Consider the following 17,304-nt stretch of genomic DNA (forward strand, 5'->3'; position numbering starts at 1 on the left):
CGCGTTCGGGCCCGGTACTGTGCCTCGCATGCTGGAGGTGCGGGTGCTCGGTCCCACGGCGGTGACCCAGGACGTCGGCGCCGAGCTCGACCTCGGCGCCCGCAAGCACGCCGAGGTGCTCGCGGTGCTCGCTGCACGCCGCGGCCGCCACATCAGCGCCGAGACCCTCGCGGACCTCGTCTGGCGGGGCGAGCCGCCACCCTCGGCGATTACGACACTGCAGGGCTATATCGCCCGGCTGCGCCGGATCCTTGAACCCGACCGTCCAGGGTCGTCGTCGTCCTGCATCGTCACGGTGGCGGACGGATACCGCCTCGATCTCGAGACTGATGCGACCCGGTTCGAGGCCGAAGTCCGAAGTGGCCGAGAGCTGGTCGTGACGGCGCCCGCGCGGGCGGTGGAGCTGCTCGCCGCGGCGCTGGCCCGCTGGCGTGGAACGGCCTTTGCCGACGTCAAGGACATCGGCGCGCTCGGACCCGAGATCCAGCGGCTGGAGGAGCTGCACGTCGTCGCCCGCGAGGCGCACGCGCAGGCTCTGCTGGCAGCCGGGGGCGAGGCTGAGGCCGTCCCGGAGCTGCGAGCGCTCGTCGTGGAGCACCCGTTGCGGGAGCGCGGACCAGAGCTGCTCGCCACCGCGCTCTACCGCGGCGGCCGGCAGGCGGATGCCCTCGCCGTGCTGCGTGAGCTGCGCGAGCGCCTCGTCGAGGAGCTCGGCGTCGACCCGGGTCCCGACGTCGTGGCCTTGGAACAACGGCTGCTCCAGCACGATCCCGGGTTGTCGGCACGACCCGCGGCCGTCCCGGCGCCGTCCCGGCGGGGCTTCGCCGGCCGGGATCGCGAGGTGACGGCCCTGCGCGGTGCTTGGGACCGTGCCCGCGCAGGAACCGTGGCGACGGCCGTGATCCGGGGGGAGGCGGGGATCGGGAAGACGCGGCTGGTCGAGGAGCTGCTGGACCACGTCGTCATCCCGTCGGGCGGGCGCGCGCGCTGGGGACGCTGCCCCGCGGCGCCGGGCGCACCCGCCTACTGGCCGTGGGCGCAAGTGCTCGGCGGGATGCCAGCGATCGACGCGCAGATGGAGGCCGGGCGCTTCGCCATCGGCCTCGACCTCGGCAGGCGCCTCGGCGAGCTGGCCGGCGGCGGCACCGGGGTCGTCGTCGTGCTCGACGACGCGCACTGGGCCGACCCGGACTCACTGCTCGTGCTGGAGATCGCCCTCGACACCCTGGTCAACGTCCCCCTGCTCCTGATCCTCACGGCGCGGGACGACGCTCCCCACGCTCCCGAGGAGCTGGGCCGGGTGCTGGCGGCGGTGGCGCGCCGCCCCGAGCACCTGGATCTCCGGTTGACCGGCCTGTCCTCTCAGGACGCGGCGAGCCTGCTCGTCGAGCTCAGCGACCTCCCCCTGGCCGAGGGAGCCGTTGAACGTCTGGTGGTGAGGACCCAGGGCAATCCCTACTTCCTCCGGTCGCTGGCCGCGCTCGGCCCCGACGCCGACGTACCGAGCGACGTCCGGGACACGGTTCGCTCTCGGGTCCGGGCCCTGCCGAGCGACGGCGTCGACCTCGTGGGCGCACTCGGTCTGGCCGGTCGGGAGCTCCCGCTCGCGGTCGCGGCGGCCGCCGCTGGGACGACGCCCGAGGCGATCGAGCTCCCGCTGGCGGCGGCCATGCGCGCCGGACTGATCGAGGAGTCTGCGCCCGGTCGGCTCCGTGTGACGCATGAGCTGGTCCGCGAGGCCGTGGTGGCCGATCTCGGACCGGGCGCCCGGCTCGCCATCCACACCCGCCTGGCCGATGCGCTCGCGACGGGGGGAACCTCGGCGTCCGCTGCCGTCGCCGAACACCGTCTGGCGGCGGCAGCGGGATCCGCGGACGACCGCGCCTCACGCGCCGCCCTCGCCGCCGCCTCGGTCGCGCTCGCGAGCGCCGCGCTCGACGATGCGGTCTCCTGGGCGCACCGAGGACTGGCCGCGGCCACGGACGACGACGTGCGCGCCGACCTGCATCGCATCGCCGGCACGGCCGCCCGTCGTGCTGGGCGACTCGAGCTGAGCGAAGCAGAACTGCGCGAGGAGGCACTGATCGCCCGTAGATCGGGCGACTGGACGAGGCTCGCCGAGTCGGCGCTGGAGTCGGCACCAGGCGGGATCGGTGGCTACTGGTCCCTGTTCGGGATGCCCTTGCTCGGCCGGAACACCCTGCTGGACGAAGCACTCACCCATGTGGACGATGTCGAGCCCACGCTCGGGAGCCGGCTGCTGGCGGCTGCGTCGACTCAGCTGACCGCCTCGGACTCCCCAGGGGCGGCCGCGCTCGCCGACCGCGCCCTGGCCGAGGCTGGGACCGATCGCGATGCACGGGCCCGCGCGCTGGTCGCGGTGCTCCTGGCCACCTGGACCCCTGACACGGCGGTCCAGCGGCTCGGCCAGGTGCAGGAGCTGCTCGCGCTCGGCGCGCTGAACACCGGACTGGAGGCGACCGCCGCGCACCTCCATCGCTGCGTCCTGCTCGAGCTGGGCCGCCCCGGGAAGTCGGCTCAGGCATCACGCGCGTTCACGGAGATCGCCCGGCGCACCCAGGACCCCGATCTCGCGCTCCTCGACACCTGGTGGGAGGCCGGCCTTCGGCTGTTGCGGGGAGAGCTGGACGAGGCCCGCGAGCTCGCGCGCGCAGCGGCCGGTACCGCGGCGCTGGCATCGCCGGCGGCCGCCACGCTCGACCTGATCTCCCGATCCACCGTCGAAGGGATCGCCGCCTGGCACGCCGGGCGGCTGATCGACGTCGTCGGCCAGGCGGCCGATCTCGCCGCCGACACCGACCCCGCGTTCCTCCTGGTGGTAGCCCTCGGGCACGCCGAGGCCGGGAACGGTGACATCGCGATTCCGCTGATCGACGGGCTGCTCGCCCAACCTCCCACCGGGCAGCGCGCGGCTCCCTGGTCCGTCATGCTGGCGGCCGCCCTCATCGCGTTGGGAGACGCCGGGCGCCTCGCACCTCTTATCCCCATCCTCCGGTCGTTCGGGCCCCATGTCGTGGTGTTGTGGCCAGGCATGGTCACGCTTGGACCGGCCCAGCTCTACCTGGGCGGCGCCCTGGCGGTCACCGGCGAGACCGACGAGGCGCGCCGGGTGTTGTCCGCCGCGTTGGACCAGGCCGAGGCGCTCGGGGCACGCCCCTTCGTCGAGCGGGCACTCAGGCTCTTGCACTCGTTGCCGGCGGCCTAGCACTCTCGCTCGGCGGCTGGCTCCTGTCCTGACGCCCACCAGCGCCGCACCAGCCGTGCACCAAGGCCCGCCGTGATCCTGGCGGCATGACAACTACGACACCTAGCAGTCACGCGCGTACCCCCACGCCGTCCGCACGTATCGCTCGACGCGAGGTCGTTCGCTTCGTCGTCGTGCAAGCCGTCCTCGGAATGGCCTGCACCGCCGTCGCCGCCTCGCAGGGCGTCGACGTGCTCACCCTCGAAGAAGCCTCGCCTCTGGGACAGGCCGCTACCTACGGTCTGGCCCTCACTCCGCTCGTCGCCGCCCTCGCGACACGTCTGAGCACGACGCACCGCATGCGCGGCTGGGGCTTCCGCAGGGTCGGAGGCCGCACCCTGCTGCTCGCCTGGCTCGTCGGACTCGTCCCGGTGCTCGCGGCATACGCCACCGTGTGGCTGAGCCGGGCCGCGGGCTACGACGGCGATCTGCGCTCGGCTCTCCTGGCCGCGACGGTCATGGTCCTGCCCTACCTCGTCCTCGCGATCGCCGAGGACATCGGCTGGCGTGGGCTGCTCGTCGCCCGGCTCGCCGAGCTCGCCCCGACGCGCATCGTCTTCCTGGTCAGCGGCGTGCTGTGGAGCCTGTCCCATGTGGGCCTGATCGTGTTCCTGGGCGGTACTCCGGCGGGGGTGTCGACGGTCTACGCGGTCGCCATGTTCACGATCGCGACGACCGCTCTGGGGTCGATCCTCGCGGCGATGCAGCTGCGCTGGGGGCTGTGGCCAGGTGTCCTCACCCACGCCACGGTGAACGCCGTCCTCTACCAGTTCGCGGACCCCTCGACCGTGCAGACCTCTCCGTGGACGCCGTGGATCGCCACCGAGACCGGCATCGCCTACGCGGTCGCGATGCTGCTCGCAGCCCTCGTCTTCCTGCGCTGGTTCGGAGTTCCGGCCAGACACCAGTCACCCACCAGCGACGTCGCCGACGCTGGCTGAGGTCAGCGCCGCTCGACCGAACGGCCGACCAGGCCCGATCACAAGATCCCCAGACAAGGAGCACTGCCATGAACGCCCTCACCCTCCGCCGCCTCAGTGGCGTCGCTGCCATCGCCGCCGGGCCGCTCTGCCTGCTCGGCGGAGTTCTGCACCCCGTCGTCGAGGGCAGGGCGCACAGCGCCGAGGCGCTCGCCGGACCGCATGCCACCGGGTCTCTGGCCCTGCTGCTTGGCACGCTCCTGCTCCTGCTCGGCCTGCCCGGGGTCTACGGATGGATCGCCCCACGCCTCGGCACCCTCGGCCTGATCGGATACGTGCTGTACTTCCTCGGCAACATGCTCAGCGCCGTCCCACACCTGGTCCTCATGGCCTTCGCGGCATCCGACGTGGCGCACACGCACCCGGAGGTCATCTCGGACCAGGACGCGATCATCGGCGCTCCGGGCTTCGAGGTCGAACAGCTCACGACAGGGTTCGCGATCATGCTCGGCCTGCTGCTGTTGGGCATCGCCCTCCTGCGTGGCCAGGGCGTGCCGCGCTGGATCGGCTGGGCCGGCCTCGCCGGAGCCTTGGTCATGCTGGCCCCGTTGCCTGTCATGCCCGTCGTCAGCGGCGTGCAGATCGAGCTCCTGCGAGGCGCCATGATCGTCGGATTGGGCGCGATGGCCGTCCGGTCGACGCAGGAACGGCCGGTCGCCATCGAGCGGGAGCAAGTCGCCGCCCTCTGACCGGCCGCGACGGGGCCAGGCGGGTCAGGCAGGCCTGGGCAACGGACTGACCCCTCGCCCTCGCCAGACTCCGGTTTGTGTGGTGGACCGCGAACCCCTCGCGGACCGACGCGCACGGCTGGGCGCGCCCGACCCGAGGAAACCGTGCACCCGCACGGGCACGTGCCCGACGCCGGTCGGCACGAGGCGACCAGGGAGTCGGGTCTCGGGAGCTCCATGCGCGGAAGCTACTCCTCCGGCCAGTCGGCGTCACGACCTCCGCGTGGTGCGAAATGTCACGGACTCAGCCCCCTGCGCGGCTGCAAGACTGACCGTGCGCCGATATCCGGGACGCCCGCCCGTGACACGGCGACGACCAGGGGGAATCACCGTGCGACGTCCGAATCTCCTCACCCTGCTCTTCGCCGCCGTCCTGGCGGCCGCTCTGTCCGCCTGCGCTGGTGCCGCTGCCGACTACCCGTCCGAGCCGTCCAGCGCGCCGTCCGCGACGGCGGCCGAGCCGTCGGCGACTCCCACCGCGGTCGCCGACGAGCTGACCGCCCAGACGCTCTTCGCGCGTCTCGACGCCGGGCTGGCGGCGGTCCAGAACTACGACCTCACGATGACGATGACCGGCGTGGCACCGGTGCAGCTGACCGGCTCCGCAGACGTCGCGGACGGCAGGAAGAACTTCGCCGCGTCGGCTTCGAACGGCGCCGAGATCCGGCTCGTCGACGGGGTGCTCTACGTCAAGCCGGGAGAGCTGGCCGGCGGGAAGTTCGTGCGGATCGACCCCGACGATGCCTCCAACCCGCTGGCGGCGCAGTTCTCGGCGGTCCGGGACGACATGCTCAGGTCGGATTACGACGGCATGGACGGCGCGGTCACCAGCATCGCCACCAACGGTGCCCACGAGGCCGTCAACGGCGTCGTGGCGACGCCTTACACGATCATCCTCGACACGTCCTTGCTCACACCCCAAGCCGCCGCGAGCCTGCCCGCGGACCCCGCTGGGGAACTGCCGGCGACCATCCGGTGCACCTTCTGGATCGACGACCGGGACGTGCCCGTCCGCGCGGTGCTCGACATCGCAGGTTCGACGACAACCACGGACATCTCGAACGTCGGCTCCGGCACGCCGGTCGTCGCACCCCCGGCCGACCAGGTCACGACGAAGATGCCGCCGCTCGGCTGACCTCGGTGCGCCTCACGGGGTCGAGCCGATCACCACCCGGTCGCTCTCGCCGTCCGACGGGAACGACGCGGTCGCGGCGCCCTCGTCGGCGACAGCGGAACGCTCCGCGCGGGCCACGGTGCGCAGCGGGGTGACGGACACCGTGGCGGCGTCGACGGTCCACTTCGCCGAGGCGCGGCCGCCGGAACCCACGTCGTCCTGGTCGACGGAGCAGTGCGTTGTCGAGCGCGGGCAGGAACCGCACGGGCGGGGGATGTCACGTACGCGACCACTGAGCACGCGTTCAACGCCTTCAAGACGAACCGACCCGACCGAGAGAACGACGAACCGGTCGATGGCGCTCATCTCGGGATCTCTTCAGAACTGGCCTGGATAGGTGGTCGCAGTGGCGGGGCCGACGGACCCGGGGGGCGTCGCGGGTTGATGCACACGGGTGTGCGACCCGGTGCGCAACATGCGACGGCGATGCGCACCGTTGATGGCGATCGAGGGTGTGACGTGCTGCGTCCGCCCACCCCGGCGGGATAGACACGGGATCGAGCAGGTCCAGAGACTCCTCAGGCCTGGTGAGACACCGTCTCACCAGGCCTGATACGTCGGGCTGACAGGATTTGAACCTGCGACCCCTTGAAAAAGCCCGGGGCCGACCGCGTCTCCCCCGTCATCTGGCACTGCCTGGTGAAACCATGTGTGATCTTCGGATTTACGTGATGCGTGGCGGTGAACACCGTGCATCGTTGACTGCTGTCGAGCGTCGCCGAGCCTTGAATTCGTGGGTAAATGTGGCGGTGTCATCCCCCGCCGACTGCGCGCTCGCCGATCCCTCAAGCCTGCAGCAAGTCACACCACGTCGGCCAGAATGAGGTCCAAGCAGACTCTCGGTACTGGCTGGCCGGGCTCCGACCACGAGCCGCCATCTGTCTAGGCGGTGTCTGCCGGAACGTTGCCGCAGAGCTGTCGCGGGGTCACCGAACCAAGTCCAGCGACTGTGGCGCCGGACCGCGTGCACCCTGCAGGTCAGCTTCTTGCGCCGAGTCGACATTGGGTCCACGTCTCGGCAGGCTCCGTCGGTAGGGATCTGGAAGCAGTCGGGTTAGAGCGTTCCCAGCGGCGCGCTGGCCGCGTGCGTGAGGATGTCCACAGCGGCCTGTGGGCCGGTGTCTGGCCCCAGTGTGTCGCGAATGAATTCCAAGGCGCGCGGAAGGCCGAAGTCCCGGCAGATGGACACGACGTCAGGAACGGCGAGCTCACTCGCGCCGGGGACACTGCGGGCGGCTTCGCCGACTGCCTCACACGACTGGTCGCCATCTCGTGCCGTCAACGTGTCACGCAGCCGAGCGATCACCTGGCTGTCGAGCTCGAGGGCTGGCCATTGGTCTAGGACGGCCGTGCCGTCCGAATCGTAGTGTCCGTTTCCCCGCACCGTGCCCGGGTCGCGCAGTGCTGAGCACGCACGCACAGGGACCTCGTAAGCCCCCCAGCTGCACCGGTACTCCTGGTCACGCGTCGCGCTGAGGTACCAGTCGGGGCACTCGGCCCCGAGGTATCCGCATGACCGAGTGCCGTCTTCGACTACTCGGGACAGCTCGAGGAAGCATGCACCCGGCTGCGCGCAGTCCGGGTACGTGCTGGGGATCTCTCGAACCGATGGTGCATTCAGTGTCGGCGGCACGACTGCTACGGACTGGGAGCCTGGCGCGGCGGGCGTCCAATCGACGCCGAAGGAGTCGAGCGTGCTGCCTGGTGCGCACGTCAGGTCCGGGACGTCGTAGCTTGCGAACGTCGTGATGTTGCCCGACCAGGTGGATTCGATACGTGTGCTCGACACGTCGGGCGTCATGCACACTCCCCAGCGCGTCAGGGTCCCGTCGCCCGGATCGTAGGTCGGTGGCCGTTGCGCGGACCATGCCGGGTACCACGTGTAGCACGTTTTGGAAGGGGCCAACACGGCCCCGCAGCCATCGGAGCCGACGTAGTTCTGGTCGAAAGCGTCGATACGCGTAAGGACGTAATTGCCGTTCTTGGTCGGGATCGAGGACGTTGCGACCCATGGGGACCCGCAACTCAGATCCCGCCAGGATTTGATATCTGTGACGTAGTAGCTCCCTGAGTACGGGTTGGAGTAGTACGCGATCTGGCCGACGACGTCGCTAAAGGAGCTGCCGCCGGAAAGGCACGCCGACACCTGATTCCTGACCTGCACCGAGGTGTCGGCCGCCGGGACGACCGGGTCGTTCGTCACCGACCATGATGCACTGTAGTTGTAGTTCGTCGCATTCTTGGTGTAAACGTGCTGACCGCCGACCCATCCTCGCTCCGCGCGAGGTGGCAAGGGCAAACCGGTTGGGTCGCCCGAGACGTGCAACGTCTGGTCGTGCAGGTAGCCAGTTGCCGACACCGCGAAGGAGTTGTCGTTGGGCTGGCCAAAAGTGAGACCCGAGACCCCGCGGGCCGGTCGGGCGGCCACAGTCGCACCACTGGGCCCGGAGACGCTCGTTGCGTCGACGTACGAGTTCTCATAGGCGATCGTCCGGAAACCGTCCATCCACCAGGGCGCTACCCCGTCACACTCCATGACGCTTAGATAGAAGAATTCCATTTGATCAAAACCTGACGTCCAATCCGCGAAGTCGACGCCCTCGTCGATGGCCTGGAGGTAAAAGTCGATCAGCGGCTTGTACGGCTTCAAGTACGGTTTCAGGGGCTTGATCTTTTCTGCTTCCTTCGTTGCCAACTTGAAGTAGGACCTAAGTTGATCTGTTTGGTGCTTTGCCTGGGCAATGTCATACGCGCTGCGCGCGATCTCCTTGCGCACGCACATTCGCCACGACGCCCGCCCTCCAAATTTAGACACCTCGCCCTCGAGGTCCACGACGAGACTATGATTATGTTCATGCAGATAGGGTGCCGTAAGGGCGGTGACGCCCGCCTCAATGTCGGCGTAAGACAGGTTCCACGCGGTGGTCGACATATCCTGATACCAGTCGAGTGTTGCGCACGACCACTCGTCCGTAAGCGGCGAGGGATGTTCTGAGCACTCGATCTGGCTTGGGTTGATGGGCCAGGGATCATCTGGACCGGCCGATGCGGGCGAACTGAGCAACCCGATCGACAACAACGCGCCAACGGACGCCACCACGACACTGATGCGGCGTCGCGCAGAAAACATGAACATTGACTTCCGTTCCTCCAAAGGCGCCCGCACTTCACTGCGGCACGTTTCCCAACCGAGTGGACTGTTTCACGGGTCACGCCACGCCGAGTTTGTAACGGCCCTCACTCACCCATACGGGTGTACCGGGCGTATCGCCGCCTCGCTGGCCTCGCCCGGCTGGCGGTCGAACGACACCGCGCTGTACTGCTGGCTCTCCGTGTAGCCGCCGGGCGGACGGTTCGGTCCGGCCCGACACGCGGCTGTGCAATGACTGTCAGTCTCTCTGGAGCCGGATCCGCGTGGATCGCCTAGATGCACCGACCTTGAGCGTTGTTGACGCGGTCGATGGGGGCTGGCCCCGATGCCGATGTGGGATCCTTCCAGGTTGTAGTGCGAGAGCCAGGTCGGCAAGAGCGCGCAGCGCTCGTCGTTGCTGGCAGACCCACTGGGGTCAGGCCGTACCACTACACATCCACAGCCCACCCGCCGAAAATCAGGACGCGCGTATTCCCGCTCATCGGCCATGTAACACGAGGCGCACACCGGTCGCTACGTCCGCACACGTCCGTGACGAGGGGTCATCGAGGGCCCTCATGAGAATCCGGGCAACGTGTCTGCCGTCGGAGTCGAACGATCCCAGCTTCAGCTCGATCATCTGCTCCTGGATCACATCGAGCGGCGGATGCTCACCGTCGCGGTCGATAGAGAACAACGGCACGTGCTCACACTGGGACGCGGCTGCCTCAATCTCCTCGAGATCCGCGAGAGTCCTCGGAAACTTGGTAGCCGCACACAGATCGTCAGTCATGCCATGCCATCGGCTGGGGATGCCGACAGAGTGAGCCAATCAGCATGTCGAGTGGCAGCGCTGCCACCTCAGAGTCGCACAACTCCCGGCCCTCGAGGGGACCAGGTTGCACATCCGCCAGCGCGAACTTGAGGTGCCGACCGATGCGCACGGCGCACGGTCCCTTGCCCTCGGTCCGCCACCGGTAGATGGTCACGACGGGAACGCCCACGTACTCCGCCAGCGTCTCCATGCTGAGCAGTGGCTCCAGCCCGTCAGTCGCCAGCGGTGAGGTCGTCAGGGCTTCTTCGGATTGCTTGTTCGTGTTCATGCACACGGGTGTGCGAGCGAGTGCGCAACACGCGACGGCGATGCGCTTCGTTGCGCACGATCGAGGGGGCGACCCGCTGCGTTCGCCCGTCTCGGCGGGATAAACGCGGGGAAAACGCGGGATCGATCATATCTAGAGACTCCTCAGGCCTGGTGAGACACCGTCTCACCAGGCCTGATACGTCGGGCTGACAGGATTTGAACCTGCGACCCCTTGAAGAATCCCGGGGCCGCCGGCGTCTCCCCCGACATCTCGCACCACATGGCAAAACCGTGTGTGATCTGCGGATTTACGCGATGCGCGGCTGGAAACACTTTGCACCGTTGCCTGTTGTCGAGCATCGTTTTGCGGCGAATTCGTGGGGTAAACGTGGGGCGCGCAATCCCCGCCCACTGCGCGCTCGCCGACCTCTCAAGCATGCCTCAAGCCACCCCCCTCGCCCAGGACGGGGTTCTCCGGCCCGGGGCTGTCCGCGCGTGAGACGTCGCCCCTGCGAGCACATTGCCTATCGGATCCATGATGTCGCGCCTTCTCTTCTAGCGTCCGCACGCCCGATGTGGGCGTGCGCAAGGCAAAGTCGGTGTGCTGGGGTGGTCGGGCAGCGACGCAGCACGAGGCCGCGTCGCTGCCCGACCCTGGTGGTACCGGTGGGGTCGGTGGACTCCCCCGCGTACCCGAACCGGCTCGCGGTCGAGACGGCGGTCCCGGCGGTGGCCAGCGGTTGGCCGTAGGTGTCGTAGTCGGCGTCGGAGGTTACCGCGCCGGCCTGGTTGGTGGTGGTGCGGACCGAGCCGATCAGGTCGGTGTGAAGGTAGGTGGCGGTGTCGTCGGCGCGGGTAATCTGGGCGAGCGGGGTGCTGGCCAGGCCGTCGACTGGTTCAACTTGACACCCGCCGGCGCCCCACCCTCGGCTACCGACCACCCAACGAGGTCGAAACCGAGCCCTACCGTCCGTCCCGAGGATCGCCATCGAAACGCCTTCGCAGCGCCTGGATCTGTACTCGCAAAGGCGACGGCCGATGTCACCACGTCCCGGGGGGCGGAAGCGAATCGGCCCGGCCGCCCGAGAGGGCAAACCGATCACTGAGACCGCTCGGCTGCCTTTCGCCCCAGTTCTGTCAGGCGCAGCCAGAACCCATCGCCCATAGGCGCCCAGCCGAAGCGATCAAGCTCGTCCATGGCACGCCCCACCCAGGCGGAGATGGGTAGGCTCCAGTCCTCGAAACCAGATTCGGCGAGCCCACCGGGAACCATCAGGCCTTCTTCGAAAAGCCGACCCAGCACATGTTGGGTGAGCATCCGAGTCTCGGGAGTGATCGCACCATGTGTCGAGTACCAAACGACGTCGTGCAGCGAGACCCAATCTGCGAGGCCTCGCTCCAGCAACTCTGCGACGGTCCGAGACTCACTCACCACGGGACACCGTCCGCGAGGTGAACCGTCCGTGCCGGACCACTCGGCGGGAAGATGTCAATAGCGGGCCCGCCAGTCGTCGACCCGGTTCGCCATTGGACAACCCCTCCGTCTGGCAACTGGAAAACATCAGGCACCCTGGGTCCGCGAGCTGGCAGCCGTTCAGCACCCACGACCCAGGCGTCGAACGTCCGCTGCATCTCATCGACCGATCCGGCAGTGCGAATAGTCCGGTTGTCACCTCTCGCAAGTCTCCGGAATGAGTCTAGAACCAGGTCCGAGTTGCGAGCCGGCGGCCCGCGGTGTCCGTCGAGGTGACCTGACGGCCCGCCGCATCGTAGGTGTAGATGGTGCGCCCACCGGCCGCGTCGGTGTACGTGGTGAGCTTGCCGGTCGGGTCGTACGCCCAGGTCAGCCTTGAGGCGTCCGCGCGCAGCACCGATACCGGACGACCCGCGAGGTCGTACGTCGTGGTCCCGGCACGCCCGTCGGCATCGGTGACCGTGACCGGGCGGCCGGCCAGGTCGTAGGTGGTGACGGTCGTCGCCTTGCCCAGGGGGTCGGTGACCTTCACCATCTGGTCGGCCACGTCGTAGGTGTATGTGGTGCGTGCACCCGAAGGGCTGACCGTGGCGGTGACCCGGTTGCCCGCGTCGTACTCCGTGCGCGACACCCGACCCAACGCGTCAGTGGACGTGACCGGCCGACCCAGGGCGTCGTACGTCGTGCTCGTGGTCTTTCCGGCCGGGTCGGTGACCGTGCTCGGACGCCCGGCGGCGTCATAGGCGAAGGTCGTACGCGCACCAGCGGGATCGAGCACGGCGGTGAGCCGCCCGGCCCGGTCGTACTCGCGGATGCTGCTCGCCCCGGTGGCGTCGGTCGAGGACGTCACCTGCCCGGCCGCGTTGTACTGCGTAGAGGTGACGGCGCCCCGCTCGAAGGTGCGGGGTTTGCGTGGGGTTTTGGTCCGCCGATCAAATCTCAGGCCTGGTGAGACACCGTCCCACCAGGCCTGATACGTCGGGCTGACAGGATTTGAACCTGCGACCCCTTGAAGAATCCCGGGGCCGACGATCTCTCCCCCGTCGTCTCGCATCAACTGGTGAAACCGTGTGTGATCTGCGGATTTAGGCTATCCGCGGCGATGAACTCCGCGCATCGTCGGGTGTTGTCGAGCCTCGCCATGCAGCGAATTCGTGGGGTAAACGTGGGGACTACGATCCCCCGCTGGCCAAGTTTTCAATCACTCAAGCATGCCTCAAGGCGCACCGCCTCGGCCACAGCGACGTCCCGCAGATCCGACCTGTGGGTCGTCGGGCGACTACAGCATCCACAGTCACCAAGCGCACCCACGAACTGGTTCGCGACGGCCAACGGCGACGGCAAGCTCCGATGAGCCGCTATCCGTTCCGACCCGCAGCCCACGTCGGCGGAATATGCGCGGCGATTTCTGCAAAGACGGAGGATTCATCCAAACGGCTCATCGATGTTTGACTGACGCCGGGCGTACCTCAAGGTTCGCTGCACCGGTGAAACGAACAGCTCCACGATTGTGCGGATCGTGAACAAACCGGCGCATGCCCGTGGACAGGTAGGACGTCGCTCCGCGCTCCGACCTCGACCTCCTGCTCGAGGCAACAAAACGTTCCCCCGACGCAGCTGGCGAAGTCCGGCACGCTCACTGGCCGTCAGCCGAGACTGTTGCCGTCCTCGACGTCTGCCGCATGTATTCGTGGCAGCGTCAGTCGCAAGTCATCCGACCTTCGGTCGGCACGCGCTCTCGCCGGAGAAGACAGTGCCGTCGGGGCCTGTGAGCACGTACACGGTGCCCCCGTACTGGTCGGTTCCGCTGAGCCCGCGTACGTCCTGGCCCATGTTCCGAGGCTGCACGACCAAGTCGCGCTGCTCCCACACCTCACGGATCGTCACGAAGGCAGCATCCACGTCCTCCAGTGCCGGCCCCTGCATCTCTTCTAGGTGAAGGGTGTATGCGGGCGCGCCATCGAGCTCGCAAGAGAATGGCGCGGCCCGGACGACGTTCGTCTCCGTCGGTAGCGAGATGGCCGCAACGGCGTCCTGCATCGCGGCGGTCAGCGCATCACGGGACTGCGTCGCGCTCAGTGCAGGCTCGTCGGGCACGGTCTCTCCCTTGTTCAGCATGACCACAACGATCAGGACGCCCACCCCGGCGAGCAGGGCACCGATCGCCCACACCGCACGGCGACGACGCGGGGGCACCCCGGGTTGCGGGTGTGTGGCGGTCGGATCGGTCGTCTCAGAAGCCAAGGTTGTCGTCCATGTCGTCTCGGATCAGGTCACCCATCCCGGGGGTGAAACCGGTGGTCATGCTGTCAGTGTGCCCGGTCACCACCGCGGCGATGTTCCACAGCGACTCAGTGTTCGCCAGGTAGTACTGCGAGTGCCCACTCGAGGCGAGCGTGTCCTGACCCGCGAGCGGCTGGTCTCCGCCGTCGGTCTGGAACGTGGTCACACCCTCCAACCGGGACGGGTCCGGACCGAACCGGTCCAAGTCCGCCACAAAGTCTCCCTGCGCCTCACCGACGAACACATGCCCTGCCGGGATCTTGAACTCGTAGGCGGAGTCGACTGCGGCGCCCGGCGAACCGAACAGCACCAGCTCATCTATCGGGTTGTCCTTCGTCGCGGTCAACCCGGACAGGAACGACCCATAGGAGTGACCGAGCACGCTCAGGTGCGGGTCGTTGCCCGCCGCATCGTGTGAGGCTTGGATGCCCCACAGCGTGCCCGACAGCAACGGTTGGCCAACGTTCGCGTCATGGGTGAACACGACATCCAGACCGGGTGCGTCATACCCGATCCACGCCAGCGTCGCTGTTGTACCCGAGTCGTGACGGATCGCCTGAATCTCGTTGGCAAGGATGGTGGTCCGGGCGGCGTTGTCGCTGATGTAGCCCATGTAGTTGGTCACGTGTGAGCCCATGCCCGGTACCAGGACGGCGATGTTCTCGGCGCTGTCCATGTCTCCGAACGCGATCGCTGCCCTGCCTGGTAGCGACGTGCCATCGAACAGATACAGGCTCGGCGGATACTTCTGCTCGATGTTCAGTTGGGTGTCGACTGCTTCCAGCATCGCAAGACGCCTTCGTGCCTGGTCCAAACTGTTGGAGAGGGCCAGGGTGTCCCCGTAGTACTGCTTGTGAGACGCCTCGGTGAATAGCCGTTCCAACCGGTCGACGTCAGCGCGAGCGTCACTCAGTCCGCCCGCTAGGACGGCCCGGTTCGCTATGTCCCGCGAGGCGGCCGGTAGGCCGTCCAGATTGCCGAGTTGCGACCCGAACTGCTCCAGGGCGAGATCGTGCAAGTCGCTGGACACGGACGCCCACCAGTTGGCGACCCATCGCGGATCGTCACCGACACCGCTTACCTGCAGCGCGCGTGGCAGATCGTTTAGGCCGGCAGGCGTTGCCAGGTGAACCGTGAACAGGTGCCCCACGCTCTTGAGCGCTTGCGGGCCGAAAATCGTGTCGTCGTCGAGCTGTTCCACGACAGCGGATGTCAGCGATACGGACGCGATCGTGCGCGGGTCATCCGGCTGTGTGAATGTGGTGGCGGCCACGTCGAGCGCGGCGGTGACCGCAGCCTTGCCGTCCCACCACACTCGGTGCCCCAGGTAATACGCGACCCGCTGTTCACGGTCAGCGCCGGCGAAGAACGTCAACGCGGACGCTGGGTTCTTCGTCAGTGCGCTCATGAGCGCGGCCATCGGGCCTGCGGACTCGCAGCCGCTGGTCGTCGCCACCGCGCGATCGAGGTCTCGCGACGACGTTCGCGTCTTGAGCCGGGAATCGGCGGCCCGGCGGTGACCACCGGCAGACGCCGCACACCTGGGCCCACAGAACTCACCCGCGTGCCGGAGTCGAGCGGCCGCGCGCTCGACGGAGGTTCGCCCACCCGGGTGGCCTCCCGTCATCGACTCGGTCGACCTTCGGCAACCGGCGACGCGGCCGTCGCTCTTGGAGCCACCAGCCAGCTGACCGACCTGGCCACGTCGCCCGCGCGTAGCCACTCGTGGCGCTCCGAGTAGGGGTCCTTCGGTGAGTCTCGCCACGCGACCATGACGTGCGTCGGTGTCCATCGCACCGCCCTCGCCGGTCGCCACTCCTCCGAACCGTCGGACCACACGACACGTGCGATCACCGGCACGTCGCCCTGCGGACGCAACGGCGCCGACTCAGGGATCTCACGGTTCGCCACAGAACGAGGATCTCGACCACCACTCACACCTGAGACGATATCGAACGTTTGTTCGATCGAGGTCCGGCGCGCACAGGTACACGGTCAGTGCGCGACCCTAATCGCGCTGCCGGCCTCGATTTCACTCGTCACGCTCTCGATGCTCGTCAGCGGCCCTTCGTTGGGCCGCTCCTGGGGCAAGGCTCTCGAGGATCTCGGCCGTGCGCGGGTCTACACGTTCGTCGGGCTGGATGTAGTGCAACCTCGTGATCGCGGTCGACGTGTGCCCGAGCAGTTCGGCGGCCAAGTCGAGACCCGCTTCTCGGTCGATCACAGTCGCGACGGTGCGGCGGAACGCATGTGGTGTCACCGCCTCGACGCCTGCTGCACCGAGCGCTTCGCGCAACCTCCGGCGGATGTTGGCGGTGGTCAGCGGCGTCCCGTTCCGGCTGAAGAAGATCAGATGCTCGGGTGGAAGGGGGCCGGTCACATCCAGGCGTGCCCGGAGGGCATCCACGGTGAACGAGGGGACGACGACGGTCCGGATCGCCTTGGCCGACTTAGGGTTGTCCTGCCGATAGGTCGGCCCGCTCCTGGGTGACACGATCGTGCCGGCGATGCGGACGGTCGGCCGCTCAGCGTCCAGGTCGACGTCGCAGATCCGGATGGCGAGCGCCTCGCCGATCCGGGCAGAAGTGCCGACCATCACCTCGATGATCGCCTGGAGCTGACCGTCAGGCTTGGGGCCCATGCGCGTCGCGTCGCGGCGCCAGGAGGCGACGGCATTGCGGATGACGTCGAGCTCCACGTCCTCGATCGCCATCGGAGTGCCCGGTGGCCGCTTGATGCGCTTCGTTCCCGTCACGGGGTTGTGGTCGATCGCCTCCAGCCTCACGGCGACTCCCATGACGAGGCTGAGGATCTTCTTGGAGTGGACGGCCCGCGCGTAGCTGAACGCGCGCTGCTGCGTGAGCCAACGTTCCACCCTGCCGACGGTGACCTCGCGCACGGTGAAGTGCTGGAACGCCGGCAGCAGGAGGTGCTCTGCCTCCCACGCGTACCGTTCCCGCGTGCTGGTGGCCAGTTCGCCCTCGGCCTTGATTCCCTCGAGCCAGTACGTGACGAGATCAGGAAAGGCGGTATCCCCGGTGATCTCCGTGGACGACTGGATGACGGTCTTCGCCTCTGCCATCTTCTGCCGCAATCGCCGCTTGGCTTCAGCTGCGCTCGCCCCGTGGGCTTCGATCTGCCGACCGCGACCGTTGGTATCGCGGTAGCGGACCCGCGCGCGGAAGC

Annotated in this window: 13 protein-coding genes; 4 read left to right on the forward strand and 9 right to left on the reverse strand. The window is 68.0% G+C overall.

Features of this window, described 5'->3' with window-relative positions:
- The first annotated feature begins 28 nt into the window (after positions 1 to 28).
- From N553_RS0119370 to N553_RS23800, 4 genes are all read left to right on the forward strand, one after another.
- Positions 29 to 3,226, forward strand: coding sequence for a BTAD domain-containing putative transcriptional regulator (locus N553_RS0119370; protein ID WP_028047900.1), 3,198 nt, complete (start codon positions 29 to 31; stop codon positions 3,224 to 3,226).
- A gap of 191 nt (positions 3,227 to 3,417) precedes the next feature.
- A complete protein-coding gene (locus N553_RS23790) occupies positions 3,418 to 4,206 on the forward strand; it encodes a CPBP family intramembrane glutamic endopeptidase (RefSeq protein ID WP_051640388.1) in 789 nt (262 codons plus the stop codon).
- Between the two features lie 68 nt (positions 4,207 to 4,274).
- Positions 4,275 to 4,934, forward strand: a complete 660-nt coding sequence (locus N553_RS23795) for a hypothetical protein (RefSeq protein ID WP_051640389.1) — start codon at positions 4,275 to 4,277, stop codon at positions 4,932 to 4,934.
- Between the two features lie 370 nt (positions 4,935 to 5,304).
- The gene (locus N553_RS23800; protein WP_034623551.1) at positions 5,305 to 6,108 is read left to right on the forward strand and encodes a hypothetical protein; all 804 of its coding nucleotides are present in this window, start codon (positions 5,305 to 5,307) and stop codon (positions 6,106 to 6,108) included.
- A 12-nt stretch (positions 6,109 to 6,120) separates the two neighbouring features.
- Here N553_RS23800 and N553_RS23805 read toward each other — a convergent pair whose 3' ends face one another.
- The 9 genes from N553_RS23805 to N553_RS0119440 all read right to left on the reverse strand — a co-directional run bounded on the left by N553_RS23805 (position 6,121) and on the right by N553_RS0119440 (position 17,200).
- The gene (locus N553_RS23805) at positions 6,121 to 6,453 is read right to left on the reverse strand and encodes a hypothetical protein (RefSeq protein WP_034623552.1); all 333 of its coding nucleotides are present in this window, start codon (positions 6,451 to 6,453) and stop codon (positions 6,121 to 6,123) included.
- A gap of 748 nt (positions 6,454 to 7,201) precedes the next feature.
- Positions 7,202 to 9,283, reverse strand: a complete 2,082-nt coding sequence (locus tag N553_RS0119395) for a hypothetical protein (protein ID WP_156043919.1) — start codon at positions 9,281 to 9,283, stop codon at positions 7,202 to 7,204.
- 493 nt (positions 9,284 to 9,776) lie between these two features.
- Entirely contained in the window at positions 9,777 to 10,070 is a 294-nt protein-coding gene (locus tag N553_RS0119400; RefSeq protein ID WP_028047903.1) for a hypothetical protein, read from the reverse strand.
- Complete coding sequence (locus N553_RS24860) at positions 10,063 to 10,380, reverse strand: AlpA family transcriptional regulator (RefSeq protein WP_081844779.1); 318 nt, start codon at positions 10,378 to 10,380, stop codon at positions 10,063 to 10,065. Before N553_RS24860 ends, N553_RS0119400 begins: the two co-directional genes overlap by 8 nt.
- 1,080 nt (positions 10,381 to 11,460) lie before the next feature.
- The gene (locus N553_RS0119415) at positions 11,461 to 11,793 is read right to left on the reverse strand and encodes a hypothetical protein (protein WP_156043920.1); all 333 of its coding nucleotides are present in this window, start codon (positions 11,791 to 11,793) and stop codon (positions 11,461 to 11,463) included.
- Between the two features lie 265 nt (positions 11,794 to 12,058).
- Positions 12,059 to 12,685 (reverse strand): RHS repeat protein, encoded by a 627-nt coding sequence (locus tag N553_RS0119420; protein WP_028047906.1) that lies wholly within the window; start codon positions 12,683 to 12,685, stop codon positions 12,059 to 12,061.
- Between the two features lie 860 nt (positions 12,686 to 13,545).
- Positions 13,546 to 13,977 carry a hypothetical protein gene (locus N553_RS0119425; RefSeq protein ID WP_156043921.1) on the reverse strand — a complete coding sequence of 144 codons (432 nt, stop codon included), beginning with the start codon at positions 13,975 to 13,977 and terminating at the stop codon, positions 13,546 to 13,548.
- Between the two features lie 91 nt (positions 13,978 to 14,068).
- Entirely contained in the window at positions 14,069 to 15,574 is a 1,506-nt protein-coding gene (locus N553_RS0119430) for an alpha/beta hydrolase (RefSeq protein ID WP_028047908.1), read from the reverse strand.
- Between the two features lie 576 nt (positions 15,575 to 16,150).
- Complete coding sequence (locus tag N553_RS0119440; protein ID WP_231505329.1) at positions 16,151 to 17,200, reverse strand: site-specific integrase; 1,050 nt, start codon at positions 17,198 to 17,200, stop codon at positions 16,151 to 16,153.
- Between the last annotated feature and the right edge of the window lie 104 nt (positions 17,201 to 17,304).

The organism is Cellulomonas sp. URHE0023 (assembly GCF_000688475.1).
Classification (GTDB): Bacteria; Actinomycetota; Actinomycetes; order Actinomycetales; family Cellulomonadaceae; genus Cellulomonas.